Source organism: Methyloceanibacter sp. (genome assembly GCF_050726195.1).
Lineage (GTDB): Bacteria > Pseudomonadota > Alphaproteobacteria > Rhizobiales > Methyloligellaceae > Methyloceanibacter.
In genome coordinates, this window is sequence record NZ_JBOHJC010000017.1 from 16,829 (window position 1) to 30,898 (window position 14,070).

Genomic DNA, 14,070 nt, shown 5'->3' on the forward strand with positions numbered 1-14,070 from the left:
GGCCCTTGGCTGAGCGCGGCATATCGTTCAGCCAGCGGCTCAAGTCGGCTCTCTACGATTCCCTTCTCGCCGGCATCATCGCGTTCGCCCTGTTCTCGCTGCTGCTCGGCTTGCGTACCCAGGACAGCGTCACGGGGCTGACGCTCGAGCCGCGGCCATGGCTCCTCGTTGTCGCCGTGGGCATCGTGTTCTTCGGCCGGCTCCTGCTCAACCTGTTCGTCTGGCAGGTCGGGCACCCGGTTACGGCGCCCTTCGCCAGGCTGTTCACGAGCGAGCCGTTCGACCGGCGCGATCTCATGGTACTCGGCGGCGCCGTGTTCCTGGCGGCCTTGGGCCTCGTCGTGGCCGCAGTTTTACGGGTGCCGGCCTATGCACTGATCGCCGCGGGCTTGCTCGTTTTTATCGGCATCGGCGCATTGCGGCGCGCGCTGGTCCGCTATTTCCCCAACCTTCCTTACGCGCAGATCTTCGTCACCGTCGGCATCCTGTTCGCCGTATTCTTTCCGCTGACGAGCTACGGCCTGGAGAAGGCGTTCCATCTCGGCCTGCCGCTCCGCTACTGGTTCGATCTCTCCATCCTCGTGCTCACCTATGTGATGCTCGGCTGGGGGCTCAACATCGTGGTCGGCCTCGCCGGACTGCTCGATCTCGGCTATGTCGCCTTCTACGCGGTCGGCGCCTACACCTTCGCCCTGCTCGCCACGCATTTCGGTTGGTCGTTCTGGATGTGCCTGCCAATCGCCGGCGCCGCCGCGGCGCTGTGGGGCGTCATTCTCGGCTTTCCGGTGCTCAGGCTCCGCGGCGATTATCTTGCCATCGTCACGCTTGCCTTCGGCGAGATCATCCGCATCGTCCTGCTCAACTGGACCGAGGTCACCAACGGGCCGAACGGCATTTCCAGTATCCCGAAACCCACATTCTTCGGCCTCCCCTTCGCGCCTTTCGCCGATAGCCCAACTTTCAGCTCGTTCTTCGGTCTCAAATACGATGCGCTCCATGGGATCATCTTTCTCTACTATGTGATCCTGGCGCTCGCGTTGCTCACCAATCTCGTGACCCTGCGGCTCCGGCGGCTGCCGATCGGCCGCGCCTGGGAGGCGATGCGCGAGGACGAGATCGCCTGCCGCTCGCTCGGCATCAACACCACCGTGACCAAGCTCACCGCGTTCGCCACCGGCGCCCTGTTCGGCGGCCTCGCCGGCAGCTTCTTCGCCACACGACAAAGCTTCGTCAGCCCGGAAAGCTTCACCTTCATCGAGTCGGCGATCATTCTCGCCATCGTCGTGCTCGGCGGCATGGGAAGCCAGCTCGGCGTCGCCATCGCCGCGGTGGTCATGATCGGCGGTTTCGAGGCGCTGCGTCACACCGAGGGCTTGCAGAGCTTCTTCGGTGCGGGCTTCGATCCGGCGCTGTACCGCATGCTGCTGTTCGGCATCGCCATGGTGGGCATCATGGTGTGGCGACCGCGCGGCATCATCGCCTCGCGCTCGCCGTCGATCGTGCTGCATGAAGCACGGCCGATCCCTGCCGACCTCGTCGAGGAGGGCCGGGCATGAGGCCGTGGCAGAAAGATCCCGTCCTCAGGGTCGAGCACCTCACCATGCGCTTCGGCGGACTGCTCGCCGTCGACGGCGTCTCCTTCGACGTCGGCCGCGAGGACATCACGGCGCTGATCGGCCCAAACGGCGCCGGCAAGACCACGGTGTTCAACTGCATCACCGGCTTCTACAAGCCGACCGAGGGGATGATGACGCTTGCCCACCCGGACGGCGCGCACTTCCATCTCGAACGGCTCGCCGACCACGACATCAATGGGAGCGCCAGGGTCGCCCGCACCTTCCAGAACATCCGCCTGTTTCCCGGCATGACGGTCCTGGAGAACCTGATGGTGGCGCAGCACAACGTGCTCCGCCGCGCCTCCGGCTTCACGTTCGGCGCCATTCTCGGGCTTGCGCAGTTCGCACGCGCCGAGGCCGAGGCGGTCGATCTGGCGCGCTACTGGCTACACCGGGTCGGCCTGGTGGACCGCGCCGATCAGGCAGCGGGCGGCCTCCCCTACGGCGATCAGCGGCGGCTCGAGATCGCGCGGGCGATGTGCACGCGGCCTTTGCTGTTGTGTCTCGACGAGCCTGCAGCCGGCCTCAATGCGCGGGAGAGCGAGGGGCTCAATGAGCTGCTCCAAACCATCCGTGAGCAGGAGAAGATCGCCATCTTCCTGATCGAACACGACATGAGGGTGGTGATGCGCATTTCCGACCACATCATCGTCCTCGACTACGGCGAGAAGATCGCCGACGCCACGCCGGAGGAGGTGCGCAACGACCCGCGCGTGATCGCCGCCTATCTCGGTGTGCCCGACGAGGAGCTGCCGCCCGATGTGGTGCCGGAGGCGCGGCCATGACCGAAGCGCTGCTCGAGGTCCGTGACGTGACTTCCGGTTATGGCCGGCTCGCGGTGCTCCACGACGTGAGCCTCGATATCAAGCTCGGGGAAATCGTGGCGATGATCGGCAGCAACGGCGCGGGCAAGACCACCTTGATGATGACGATCTGCGGGCGCCCCCGCGCCGCCGCAGGGCGCATCTTGTTCGACGGCCGCGACATCACCCGGATGCCGACCCACGAAATCGCCGGCTTGCGCATCGCGCAATCGCCGGAGGGTCGCCGCATTTTTCCGCGCATGACGGTGCTGGAGAACCTGCAGATGGGCGCGATCATCGCCGACGCGCCCGATGCCTTCAACGAGGATCTGGAAAAGGTCTGCACGCTGTTCCCCGTGCTGAAGAAGCGGCGCGATCAGCGCGGCGGCACGCTGTCTGGCGGTGAGCAGCAAATGCTCGCCATCGCGCGGGCGCTGATGGGACGGCCGAAGCTGCTGTTACTGGACGAGCCATCGCTTGGGCTCGCCCCCCTCGTGGTCAAGCAGATCTTTGAGGCCATCAAAGAGTTGAACAGCAAGCATGGCCTGACCGTGTTCCTCGTCGAGCAGAACGCCTATCACACCCTGAAGCTTGCGGACCGCGGCTATGTGATGGTCAACGGCAGGATCACCATGTCAGGCACCGGCCGGGAGCTGCTCGAACGGCAAGACGTGCGGGCTGCCTATCTCGAAGGCGGCGCGGGCGTCGTGCAAGGAGGCAGCCCATGAGTTGGCTCTCCGACGACGGCCTGCGCGTGTTCCTGGCGCTCACCGTGGTCATCGGCGGCGGGGCAGCCTTCCTTGCCGGGCGCGGGCTGGCGGGGGGCTGGAAGCCGTATTGGCGGGTGTTCTTCTACATGGCGCTGCTGGCCGGCGCGGTGCGCTTCTTCCACTATGCCCTGTTCGACGGCAGGCTCCTGTCGCCCTATTATTATCTTGTCACTTACGCCGTGCTACTTGCTGCCGCGAGCCTCGGCTATCGACTCATGCGGACGTCGCAGATGGTGACGCAATATCGCTGGCTTTACGAGCGGACGAGCCCGCTGACCTGGCGCGAGCGCCAGGCGTGAGATTGATGTAGACTGTGACTCACAATCGGCGAGGGAGATGACGATGAAGGGCTTTGCCGGGCTGCTCGCTGCATGCGTGGCGCAAATCGTCCTTGCCGCCTGCGACGGCGGCGGCGAGTCGAACACGACGCCGATCGCTGTCGTCGGCCCGGTAACCGGCCAATATGCCTCCATGGGCGCGCAGATGAAGAGCGGCGGAGAGATGGCCGTCGCCGACATCAATGAGGCGGGCGGCGTGCTCGGCAAGCCGCTCGATCTCGAAATCGGCGACGACGCCTGCGACCCCAAGCAGGCCGTGGCGGTCGCCAATCAAATGGTGGGCGGCGACGTCGCGTTGATCGCCGGCCATTATTGCTCCGGCTCGTCCATCCCGGCATCGAAGGTCTATGCCGACAGCAATCTCGTGCAGATCTCGCCCGCATCGACCAATCCGGCGCTGACCGACGACCGCGCGGGCCCCAATATCTATCGCGTGTGCGGCCGCGACGATCAGCAAGGCGGCGTCGCCGGCAAATATCTCGCGGACAATTTCGCGGACAAGAACATCGCTGTCATCCACGACAAGACGGCCTACGGCAAAGGCCTGGCCGACGAGACCAAGAAGGCGCTCAACGCAGCGGGTAAGCAAGAGGCGATGTATGAGGCGATCACCGCGGGCGAGAAGGACTATTCGGCGCTGGTCTCAAAGCTGAAGCGGGCCAGTATCGATATTTTGTATTTAGGCGGCTATCACACCGAGGCCGGGCTGATCGTGCGGCAGATGCGCGACCAGGGCATGGACACGATCCTCATGGGCGGCGATGCGCTCGTCACCCAGGAATATTGGTCGATCACCGGTCCCGCCGGCGAAGGCACGCTCATGACGTTCTCGCCCGACCCGCGCAAGAACCCCGCCGCCGCCGAGGTGGTCGCGCGCTTCAAGGAGAAGGGCATCGAGCCGGAGGGCTACGTGCTCTACACCTACGCCGCGATCCAAGCCTGGAAAGAGGCCGCGGAGAAGGCCGGCACTACCGACGCCGCCGCCATCATCAAGGCGCTCAACGAGAACGAGTTCGACACGGTGATCGGCAAGTTCAAGTTCAACGAGAAGGGCGACCCGAACCTGCCGCCCTACGCGGTCTATCGCTGGTCCGACGGGGCCTATGGCGAGATCGGTGACAAGGCGCCCCCGCCGGCCGGTTGACCGGCGCCGCCTCACTTCTTGGCGGCGCGCTCCTCGGCCTTGAACTGCGCCTCGAGGTCCTTCTCGAACTCCACCAGATCTTCGGGCAGCGGCATGCCGAAGGCGCGCATTTCGTTGAGCTTCTCGCGAATCTGGAGATAGAGCTCGTGCCGGTCCTCGGGCTGGTTCTCCATCTGGTTGATGAGAAGCGCCAGTTCGGCCTTGAGATCCTCGAATGCCATGGGTGTCCGCCTCCTTGTGACCGGCGGCGGATCGGACCATAAACTGCCTGGGGCGGCAAGGCCTCGGGCTCGACGCGCATTGCAGCCGGCCCGTTTCCCTTGCATAGTCGCTCCTGCCGAGGGGGTTCTGGAGGGAAAGCGGCAATGGAAAAGTTGACCTTTACCAAGGTGGTCGGCTTCGTGCTCGCCGCCGCCTTCGCCATCGTGATTGGAATTTCCATGTGGGCGCTGTTGATCGGCGACTACATGAACACGGTCATGAATCAGCAGACGCAGCACACCGTGCGCATCGTCGGCTTCGCGGGCATGCTGGCCGCCCTCGTCACCTGGTGGTGCCAGCGCTTCGCCGCCAAGCGCGGCTTCCTCGTCCGCACGCTGTTTGCGCTGTTCATCTTCGTCGTGGCGTTTTGCAGCTTCGGCGGCCTGCTCCGCTTCATCTACATCCACGCCACCTATCCGAGCCAGCAGGACTGGTCGCTGTCGGGCATGTATCTCGCCTCCCTCAACGACTTCTACACCTTCCTGCTCGACATGCTGCTGCCGCCACGAGCGGAGTACGCGGCGCTCGCGATCGCGGCGGCGATCTATGTCGCGATCTTCGGGCCGCGCGAGCCCAAGACCGTCGAGATTTGACGCCGGCCGGATTTGAGCGCCGCCATGCGCTCTGCTAGACCTTCCCTCTCGCCGGGATTCCTCCGGGGAAAGGCTTGAACTGCACGCATGATTCCCCGCTACAGCCGCGCCGAGATGGCCCGCATCTGGGAGCCGGAAACCAAGTTCCGCGTCTGGCTCAAGATCGAAGTCTATGCCGCCGAGGCCATGGCCGAGCTCGGCCTGATCCCCAAGGAGGCCGCCGAGGCGGCCAAGAAACGCGGCGGCTTCGACATCGCCCGCATCGATCAGATCGAGCGCGAGGTGAAGCATGACGTCATCGCCTTTCTCACCTCGGTCGCCGAGCATGTCGGCCCAGAGGCGCGCTTTCTGCACTCAGGCCTCACCTCCTCCGACGTGCTCGACACCTGCTTCAACGTGCAGCTCACCCAGGCGGCGGACATTCTCATCGCCGATGTCGACGCCCTGCTCGCGGCGCTCAAGACTCGCGCCTACGAGCACAAGGACACGATCACGGTTGGCCGGAGCCACGGCGTGCACGCCGAGCCGACGACGTTCGGGCTGAAGCTCGCGGTCGCCTTTGCCGAGTTCGCCCGGGCGCGGGAGCGCCTCGTGCGCGCCCGCGAGGAGGTGGCGACCTGCGCCATCTCCGGCGCCGTCGGCACGTTCGCCCATGTCGACCCGAGGGTCGAGGCGCATGTGGCCAAGAAACTCGGCCTCAAGCCGGAGCCGATCTCGACCCAGGTCGTGCCGCGCGACCGTCACGCCGCGTATTTCGCGGCTCTGGCCGTGGTGGCGAGCTCTGTGGAGCGGCTCGCCACCGAGATCCGCCATCTGCAGCGCACCGAAGTGCTGGAAGCGGAGGAACTCTTCAGCGAGGGGCAGAAGGGCTCTTCTGCCATGCCGCACAAGCGCAACCCGGTCCTGTCGGAGAACATCACCGGACTTGCCCGCGTGGTCAGGGGCTACGCGCTGCCCGCGCTCGAGGACGTAGCACTATGGCACGAAAGGGATATTTCCCACTCCTCAGTCGAGCGGGTGATCGGGCCCGATGCGACGACCGCGCTCGATTTCGCGCTCCATCGCCTGGCCGAGATCGTCAAGGGCCTCATGGTCTACCCGGACCGCATGCGAGCAAATCTCGACCGCCTCGGCGGGCTCATTCATTCGCAGCGCGTGCTGCTCGCGCTGACTGCGGCCGGCGTGCCGCGCGAAGAGGCCTACCGGCTGGTGCAGCGGAACGCCATGGCGGTGTGGCAGACGGGCGGCGATTTCCTCGCGGCGCTGCTTGCCGACAAGGACGTGACCAAGGCGCTATCGCCCGAAACGATCCGCGCCCAGTTCGATCTCGGCTATCACACCAAACACGTGGACGAGATTTTCAAGCGCGTGTTCGGGTAGCTAGTTGCCGAAGCGGTAGTTTAGCCGCGCTGTCACGGATTGGACAGTGATGTCGCCATCGACAACGGGCACCCCGCCGCCGATCCCCGATGGGCAGGTCGGGCAGCTTACCCGCCAACGGTCGGTGTCGAGATCGGCATAGTCATACTCGACGGCGAGCGAGAAGCTCTCACACAGGGCGAATTCGCCCCCTCCCCCCATGGTCCAGCCATCGGCCCAGTGGGTGTCGTGGGCGCGGACGCCGCTGAAGCGATTGAGGATGTTGAGGTCGATTTCGGCGCCCGCCCAGCCGGCTTTGGCGTAAGCGAGCCAACGGCCATGCGCGTAGCCCACCCGGCCCGTCACGGTCGTCAGCCATTCGATGTTGCTGGTGTAGTGATCGCTGGGGAACATGGGATTGTCAGGTTTGGCGTCGGGGTCTCCCCCTGCCACGGACCCCTCGACGCCAAATACCCAGGCACCCGACTGATAGTTGAAGCCGAGTTGGCCGCCGCCGAGGAACCCGCTGGCCTCAAGATCGAAATCCGTACCGACCAGGACCGGCCCGAGCGTGTTGAACCAGTTGTGATTCTGGTATTGCCAGTCGGCGTCGCTCCAGGCGCCACCGAGCTGGCCGCCGATATAGAAGCCGCCCCATTGCCTCGCGGGGGCAGGCTCCGCGGCATTGGCGGGCGCGGCAAGTTCAACGCTTGCGACTACCAGCGTCAGCCAGATGCTCCAAGCACGCATTGTTCTCTTCCCTGCCAAACTGAACCAGGCTGAACTTGGTGAACCTCTTTCAAGTCTAGCGTTGCTCCGACCAGCGGCACCGAGGAAACCCACATGATGCACAACTATTAGTGATGCGATCCGGATGTCATACCCAGTTCGACGCCAGCATCTTCGCCCGGCTATTGGGAAGCCAGCGAGAGTCTCTAGCCTACCAGCCGCACGGGGCAGGCCAGAGCGCGAGCCGGTCCTTGAAGGCCGGGTTGCCGACGCTCACCGAGTAGGCGCGCTGCCCACAATGCTTGCGGCCGGTCTTCGCCGCCTGCGCTTCAGAGACCGCCGTAGCTTGCGCCATCTCGGCCTTGCGCTCCGCCTGCTTGGGCTTGGCCGCCGCAGGCAAAGCCGCGACCGCCAGGGTGAGTGCCAATGCGAGCGTTCCGAACGCGGGCACTATCATTTCATATAGCTGTCGCCGTATTCGTCGGTATAGCCGGTGAAGATATGCGGCATGTAGCGGTAGCGATTGCGCTCCTGGGCCATCATGAAATAGCGCTTGCGGTAGAAGGACGGTTTGAGCGCCACGTAAGGCGGCATCTTGTAGTACCAGTCCGCCTTGGGGTAGTGGCCGGCCCGATAGGGATAAGGCGGGTAGATGGGCCAGAGCTGAGAACCTGGCTCAGGTCCCGGCTCTTGCGCCGATGCGGCGCCCGTGCCGACGGCGAGCAAGAGTGAAGCCATCAGAAGTCGGATCGGCAGTCCCATACCCGCGCCCCCAGTCAGTCCCGGTTTGCCATTGTCGCATACGCGCCGCGGACCGTCAGCCTCAGAGTCGGGCGCCGGAGCGCTCTGCCGGCCCGCTGATGCAAACGGGCAACGGGTCGGCAGAATCGTTTGAAGGGGGCTAGGCGCCGGCCTTACGAGGGCGATTCGACCGCAGCCTTCAGGGTCGCGGCGGCGGCTCCAGAGAACCAGCCGGCGTCGGTGCCGACCGCCACCACGTTCCAGCCCTCCGTCAGGCGCGGCCGCGCGAAGGCGACGTCGTTGGCGAAAATCAGAGTCATGACAGACATCTCGCGCGCCTTCCTCAGCACGAGAGTCATCGCCTCCTGGACCTCCTTGGCCCAGATGTCGAGGCGTCCGGTGAGCGCGACGGAGAGGTCGTTGGGTCCGAAGCACACCATGTCAACGCCGTCGAGCGATAGGATCTCGTCGAGCTGATCGAGCGCGCCTCTGGTCTCGATCTGCGGGCAGGCGATGGTGAAGGCGTTGGCGGTGGTGAAATAATCGCCTTCATGACCGAGCCTGGCGCGGTACGGTCCCCAGCTCCGCACGCCGCGCGGCGGATATTTCACCGCCTGCACGAAGGCCTCCGCCTCCTCCAAATTGTTGATGAGCGGGCACATGATGCCTTGGGCGCCGGCGTCGAGCGCGCGGCCGACGAGCCCCGGATCGTTGTTGGCCACCCGCACGATCGCCGGAAGTCCGCAGGCACGCGCCGCAGTCAGGCACGCGAGCAGCGCTTCGTTGCCGCCCCGGCCGTGCTGCTGGTCGATGGTGAGGCAGTCCCAGCCCGCCTCCCCGATCAGCTCGATGAGGAGGGGGTCGTTCAGCATGAGCCAGGCGTTGAACAGGGTCCGGCCTTCTCTGGCGGCGGCGCGGAACCGGTCCTCGGGCATCGGGGCTTTACGCCTTCGCCTCGGCTTCGATCTGGCGCACCGCCTCGGCCAGGAGGTCGGCCATGGCGCGCCGGATCTGATGGTCGGACTGGTCGACGCCCTTCGCGTCGAAGTCGCGCCTGATCTTGCGGAACACGTCCTCCTCGCCAGGCTCCTCCAGGTCGGCCTTGACCACTTCGCGGGCATAGCCTTGCGCGGCGTCGCCTGAGAGGCCCATCTTCTCCGCCGCCCACAGCCCAAGCAGCTTGTTCCGGCGCGAGGTGGATTTGAACTTCAACTCCTCGTCGAGGGCGAATTTCTTCTCGAAGCTCTTCTCGCGATCCTCAAAATTCGTCATCGGGCCTCCAAAACGCCCCCGCGAGCGCGCAGGGTTCAGCACGTAGAAATTGTGGGGATAATCCCGTTCCCTCGAACGCGGGTGATAGCGCCCAAATGCCGGAAAATCAACAAATCCCAGGAGGTCATCCCCGCGTCCTTTGGAGCCGTTGTACGCCCCTTGCCCTTGGGCTAAGGTCGCCCCAGATTTCTCGAATCCGATTCCTGCGATGACGATTTTTCGGTGCGCGCGGTCTGGGGTAACCCGCTCCCCGCGCGTTTGGCGTTGGTCAGTCGTTAGAGCCAAGTCAGTGAGGAACCAAACATGAACCGCCGCCGGCGCATCTACGAAGGCAAGGCCAAGATCCTCTACGAAGGGCCAGAGCCCGGCACGCTCGTCCAGCATTTCAAGGACGACGCAACCGCCTTCAACAACAAGAAGCACGACAAGATCGAGGGCAAGGGCGTGCTCAACAACCGTATCTCCGAGTATCTGTTCCAGAGGCTCGGCGAGATCGGCGTGCCCACGCACTTCGTCAAGCGCCTCAATATGCGCGAGCAGCTGATCCGCGAGGTCGAGATCATCCCGCTCGAAGTGGTGGTGCGCAATGTCGCCGCCGGATCTCTGTCGACCCGGCTCGGCCTCGACGAAGGGACCACCCTGCCGCGCTCGATCGTCGAGTTCTATTACAAGTCCGACCAGCTCGGCGATCCGATGGTCACCGAGGAGCACATCACCGCGTTCGGTTGGGCCGCGCCGCAAGAGCTCGACGATGTCATGTCGCTGGCGCTGCGCATCAACGACTTCCTGTCGGGGCTATTCCTCGGCGTCGGCATCAGGCTCGTGGACTTCAAATGCGAGTTCGGCCGGTTGTGGGAGGGCGAGCAGATGCGCATCGTGCTCGCCGACGAGATCTCACCCGACTGCTGCCGGTTGTGGGACGTCGAGACTCAGAACAAGCTCGACAAGGATCGCTTCCGCCGCGACATGGGCGGCCTCGTCGAGGCCTACCAGGAAGTGGCGCGGCGGCTCGGTCTGCACGTCGATCCGCCGGCGCGGGCACGGACCGGCCCCGTGCTGGTGCGGTCCAAATAGACGAAGCTGACGAGAGCCATGAAGGCACGCATCACCATCACCTTGAAGCCCGGCGTGCTCGACCCGCAAGGCAAGGCAATCCAGGGTGCGCTGCACGCGCTCGGTTTCGGTTCGGTTGATGGTGTGCGCCAGGGCAAATATATCGAGGTCGAAGTGGGCGAGAGCGATCCGGCGAAAGCCCGCGCCGAGGTCGAGCGCATGTGCGAGCAGCTTCTCGCCAACACCATCATCGAGAACTACGCCTATGAGCTCGAGGCGGCTTAGCCTGCGGTTACCTATATTCGTCACACCTTCGTTGTCATGCCCGCGAAAGCGGGCATCCAGTAACCAAGGCATCGGCGAAATAGCCGTCACCGGTGGTTACTGGATCGCCCGGTCAAGCCGGGCGATGACAAGCAGGTTGGGTGAGGTTTCAGCCTTGACGCCTCTAATTGGTGAAGCATGAAAGCCTCGGTCATCGTGTTTCCCGGATCGAATTGCGACCGCGACGCGGCGGTGGCGCTCGAAGCGGCCATGGGCCGTCCGCCCGCCATGGTGTGGCACGGCGATCAGGATCTGCCCAAGAGCGATCTGATCCTCCTGCCGGGCGGCTTCTCCTACGGCGATTATTTGCGCTCCGGCGCCATGGCGGCGCACTCGCCGGTGATGCGCGAGGTGGTGAGGCGCGCGAAGGGCGGAACGCCAGTGCTCGGCATCTGCAACGGCTTCCAGGTGCTGACCGAGGCCGGGCTGCTGCCTGGCGTGCTGATGCGCAACGCCACCCTGAAATTCATCTGCAAGGACGTGCATCTCAAGGTCGCGCGCAACGACACGGCCTTCACCCGCCACTATGCGCAAGGCGAGGTCGTGCGCTTCGCCATCGCCCACAAGGACGGCGCCTATTTCGCCGACGAATCTGTGCTCGACCGGCTCGAAGATGAGAACCGCATCGCCTTCCGCTATTGCGAAGCCTCGGGCGCGGTCACCACGGAGGCGAATCCCAACGGCTCGCGGCGCAACATCGCCGGCATCTACAACGAGACGGGCACCGTGCTCGGGCTCATGCCGCATCCGGAGCGGCTCGCAGATCCGGCGCTCAGCGGCACCGACGGCGCCAAGATGCTCGCTTCCCTGGTGGAGACCCTCCATTGAGCGGCGCCGCGCGGGCCGCGCGCCAGGCGACAAGCCTCTCCGATGAACTGATCGCCGAGCACGGGCTTTCGCCTGACGAGTACGCAAGACTACTCGACGCGCTCGGCCGCGAGCCGACCTTGACCGAGCTCGGCGTGTTTTCGGTGATGTGGTCGGAGCACTGCTCCTACAAGTCGTCGCGCGTGTGGCTCAAGAAGCTCCCCACCACCGGCCCGCAGGTGATCCAAGGGCCCGGCGAGAACGCCGGCGTGGTCGATCTCGGCGACGGCCAAGCGGCGGTGTTCAAGATGGAGAGCCACAATCACCCCTCCTATATCGAGCCGTACCAGGGCGCGGCGACGGGTGTCGGCGGCATCATGCGCGACGTGTTCACCATGGGCGCGCGGCCCGTAGCCAACATGAACGCGCTGCGCTTCGGCGCGCCCGAGCATTCCAAGACGCGCCATCTCGTGGCCGGTGTCGTGTCCGGCATCGGCGACTACGGCAATTGCATGGGCGTGCCGACGGTGGGCGGCGAGACCAATTTCGATCCACGCTACAACGACAACATCCTGGTCAACGCCATGACCGTGGGGCTGGTCGACGCCAAGCGCATCTTCAAGTCGGCGGCCAAGGGTGTCGGGCTCCCCGTGGTCTATGTTGGCTCCAAGACTGGACGCGACGGCATTCACGGCGCCACCATGGCGTCGGCCGAATTCGACGAGGGATCCGAGGAAAAGCGCCCCACCGTGCAGGTGGGCGATCCCTTCACCGAGAAGCTCCTGCTCGAAGCCTGCCTCGAATTGATGGCCGAGGACGCCATCGTCGCCATTCAGGACATGGGCGCCGCAGGGCTCACCTCCTCCTCCGTGGAGATGGCCGACAAAGGCGGCGTTGGCATCGAACTCAGCCTCGATCGTGTGCCGACCCGCGAGGAAGGCATGACCGCCTACGAGATGCTGCTGTCAGAGAGCCAAGAGCGCATGCTCATGGTGCTGAAGCCCGGGGCAGAGCTGCAAGCCGAGCGCGTATTCAGGAAATGGGGGCTCGACTTTGCCGTGATCGGCTACACCACAGACACCGGCCGCCTCGTCGTGCGCCATGGTGACGCCGTGGAGGCCAATATCCCGCTGGCAGCGCTCGCCCATGCCGCGCCAGTCTACGAGCGGCCGTGGATCAAACGGCCGCCGCAAGCCATGATCGCGCCGGAGGACGTGCCGGCGCCGAACAACATGCTCGGCGCGCTGGAATGCCTGATGGGCTCCCCGCACCTCGCCTCGCGCCGCTGGATCTGGGAGCAATACGACCACATGGTCATGGCCGACACGGTGCAGCGGCCTGGCGGCGACGCGGCCGTGGTGCGCGTCCACGGCACGCAAAAGGGTCTCGCCATTTCCTGCGACGTGACGCCCCGCTATTGCACAGCCGATCCGCACGAAGGGGCGAAGCAGGCGGTGGCCGAGTGCTGGCGCAACCTGACGGCGGTGGGGGCCGAGCCGCTCGCCATTACCGACTGCATGAATTTCGGCAATCCCGAGCGCCCCGAGATCATGGGCGAGTTCGTCGGCGCGGTGGAAGGCATGGCGGAAGCCTGCGCGGCGCTTTCCTTCCCGGTCGTGTCGGGGAACGTCTCGCTCTACAACGAGACGAACGGCATCGCCATCCCGCCGACGCCTGCGATCGGCGGGGTCGGCCTCATCGCCGACATCGTCGATATGGCGAGCATCGCGCTCAAACGCGACGGCGAAATGCTGCTTTTGTTGGGCGAGGAGGCTGGTCATCTCGGCCAATCGCTCTATATGCAGGTGATGCAGGACCGTTTGGAGGGCGCCCCGCCGCAAGTCGACCTCGACGCCGAGAAACGCACCGGCGATCTGGTGCGGGGGTTGATCAGGGCTGGCGCGCTGTCGGCGGTGCACGACGTCTCTGATGGCGGTTTGCTTGTGGCGATCGCCGAGATGGCGCTCGCCGGCGGACGCGGGGTCGCGCTTGAGACGGCGCCGACGGAGTTGCCGGCGCACGCCACATGGTTCGGCGAGGATCAGGCGCGCTATGTCGTGGCGGCCTCCCCCGGCAAGGCGGACGCCATTCACAAGGCCGCCGCAATGGCCCACGTGCCCGTCAGGGTGCTCGGCACCGTCGGCGGCGATGCGATCGCGCTCGCCGGCGAGGTGCCGCTAGCCCTCTCCGCGCTGAAGGCGGCGCATGAGGACTGGTTGCCGCGCTTCATGGCGCACGGCTAAGATCGCGGCAAGGAGCA

Annotated in this window: 17 protein-coding genes; 11 read left to right on the top strand and 6 right to left on the bottom strand. The window is 65.2% G+C overall.

Going from position 1 to position 14,070, the window contains the following annotated elements; translation table 11 throughout:
* The first annotated feature begins 5 nt into the window (after positions 1-5).
* From livM to ACRECX_RS12245, 5 genes are read left to right on the top strand one after another with little or no spacing between them, the layout of a single operon-like run.
* Positions 6-1,556: a high-affinity branched-chain amino acid ABC transporter permease LivM gene (gene livM / locus ACRECX_RS12225; protein WP_431559114.1), complete on the top strand. Its 1,551-nt coding sequence runs from the start codon at positions 6-8 to the stop codon at positions 1,554-1,556.
* Positions 1,553-2,401, top strand: a complete 849-nt coding sequence (locus ACRECX_RS12230) for an ABC transporter ATP-binding protein (RefSeq protein ID WP_431559115.1) — start codon at positions 1,553-1,555, stop codon at positions 2,399-2,401. The genes livM and ACRECX_RS12230 overlap by 4 nt, the downstream gene beginning before the upstream one ends.
* Positions 2,398-3,147, top strand: coding sequence for an ABC transporter ATP-binding protein (locus ACRECX_RS12235; protein WP_431559116.1), 750 nt, complete (start codon positions 2,398-2,400; stop codon positions 3,145-3,147). Before ACRECX_RS12230 ends, ACRECX_RS12235 begins: the two co-directional genes overlap by 4 nt.
* On the top strand, positions 3,144-3,488 hold the full coding sequence (locus tag ACRECX_RS12240) for a DUF6867 family protein (RefSeq protein ID WP_431559117.1): 345 nt from the start codon (positions 3,144-3,146) through the stop codon (positions 3,486-3,488). The genes ACRECX_RS12235 and ACRECX_RS12240 overlap by 4 nt, the downstream gene beginning before the upstream one ends.
* 43 nt (positions 3,489-3,531) lie before the next feature.
* Positions 3,532-4,671 carry a branched-chain amino acid ABC transporter substrate-binding protein gene (locus ACRECX_RS12245; protein WP_431559118.1) on the top strand — a complete coding sequence of 380 codons (1,140 nt, stop codon included), beginning with the start codon at positions 3,532-3,534 and terminating at the stop codon, positions 4,669-4,671.
* Between the two features lie 11 nt (positions 4,672-4,682).
* Here the strand turns inward: ACRECX_RS12245 and ACRECX_RS12250 are convergent, their stop codons facing one another.
* On the bottom strand, positions 4,683-4,892 hold the full coding sequence (locus tag ACRECX_RS12250) for a hypothetical protein (protein WP_431559119.1): 210 nt from the start codon (positions 4,890-4,892) through the stop codon (positions 4,683-4,685).
* Positions 4,893-5,036: 144 nt separating this feature from the next.
* Here ACRECX_RS12250 and ACRECX_RS12255 point away from each other — a divergent pair, with 144 nt between their 5' ends.
* Positions 5,037-5,525: a hypothetical protein gene (locus ACRECX_RS12255; protein WP_431559120.1), complete on the top strand. Its 489-nt coding sequence runs from the start codon at positions 5,037-5,039 to the stop codon at positions 5,523-5,525.
* Between the two features lie 87 nt (positions 5,526-5,612).
* Positions 5,613-6,905, top strand: a complete 1,293-nt coding sequence (purB, locus tag ACRECX_RS12260; protein ID WP_431559121.1) for an adenylosuccinate lyase — start codon at positions 5,613-5,615, stop codon at positions 6,903-6,905.
* On the opposite strand, the gene ACRECX_RS12265 is transcribed toward purB, so the two are convergent.
* From ACRECX_RS12265 to ACRECX_RS12285, 5 genes are all read right to left on the bottom strand, one after another.
* The gene (locus ACRECX_RS12265; RefSeq protein ID WP_431559122.1) at positions 6,906-7,634 is read right to left on the bottom strand and encodes an outer membrane protein; all 729 of its coding nucleotides are present in this window, start codon (positions 7,632-7,634) and stop codon (positions 6,906-6,908) included. It abuts the gene before it with no gap.
* 190 nt (positions 7,635-7,824) lie between these two features.
* Positions 7,825-8,064, bottom strand: coding sequence for a hypothetical protein (locus tag ACRECX_RS12270; protein WP_431559123.1), 240 nt, complete (start codon positions 8,062-8,064; stop codon positions 7,825-7,827).
* A gap of 2 nt (positions 8,065-8,066) precedes the next feature.
* The gene (locus ACRECX_RS12275; RefSeq protein ID WP_431559124.1) at positions 8,067-8,375 is read right to left on the bottom strand and encodes a hypothetical protein; all 309 of its coding nucleotides are present in this window, start codon (positions 8,373-8,375) and stop codon (positions 8,067-8,069) included.
* A gap of 152 nt (positions 8,376-8,527) precedes the next feature.
* On the bottom strand, positions 8,528-9,289 hold the full coding sequence (locus ACRECX_RS12280) for an HpcH/HpaI aldolase family protein (protein WP_431559125.1): 762 nt from the start codon (positions 9,287-9,289) through the stop codon (positions 8,528-8,530).
* Positions 9,290-9,296: 7 nt separating this feature from the next.
* Positions 9,297-9,626: a DUF1476 domain-containing protein gene (locus tag ACRECX_RS12285; protein WP_431559126.1), complete on the bottom strand. Its 330-nt coding sequence runs from the start codon at positions 9,624-9,626 to the stop codon at positions 9,297-9,299.
* A gap of 303 nt (positions 9,627-9,929) precedes the next feature.
* On the opposite strand from ACRECX_RS12285, the gene purC reads away from it, so the two are divergent.
* The 4 genes from purC (at position 9,930) to purL (ending at position 14,053) form a co-directional block, all read left to right on the top strand.
* On the top strand, positions 9,930-10,700 hold the full coding sequence (gene purC / locus ACRECX_RS12290) for a phosphoribosylaminoimidazolesuccinocarboxamide synthase (RefSeq protein ID WP_431559127.1): 771 nt from the start codon (positions 9,930-9,932) through the stop codon (positions 10,698-10,700).
* 18 nt (positions 10,701-10,718) lie between these two features.
* Positions 10,719-10,964, top strand: a complete 246-nt coding sequence (gene purS / locus ACRECX_RS12295; RefSeq protein ID WP_431559128.1) for a phosphoribosylformylglycinamidine synthase subunit PurS — start codon at positions 10,719-10,721, stop codon at positions 10,962-10,964.
* A 177-nt stretch (positions 10,965-11,141) separates the two neighbouring features.
* The gene (gene purQ, locus ACRECX_RS12300) at positions 11,142-11,831 is read left to right on the top strand and encodes a phosphoribosylformylglycinamidine synthase subunit PurQ (RefSeq protein ID WP_431559129.1); all 690 of its coding nucleotides are present in this window, start codon (positions 11,142-11,144) and stop codon (positions 11,829-11,831) included.
* Positions 11,828-14,053 (top strand): phosphoribosylformylglycinamidine synthase subunit PurL, encoded by a 2,226-nt coding sequence (gene purL, locus ACRECX_RS12305; protein ID WP_431559130.1) that lies wholly within the window; start codon positions 11,828-11,830, stop codon positions 14,051-14,053. Before purQ ends, purL begins: the two co-directional genes overlap by 4 nt.
* Positions 14,054-14,070: the final 17 nt, after the last annotated feature.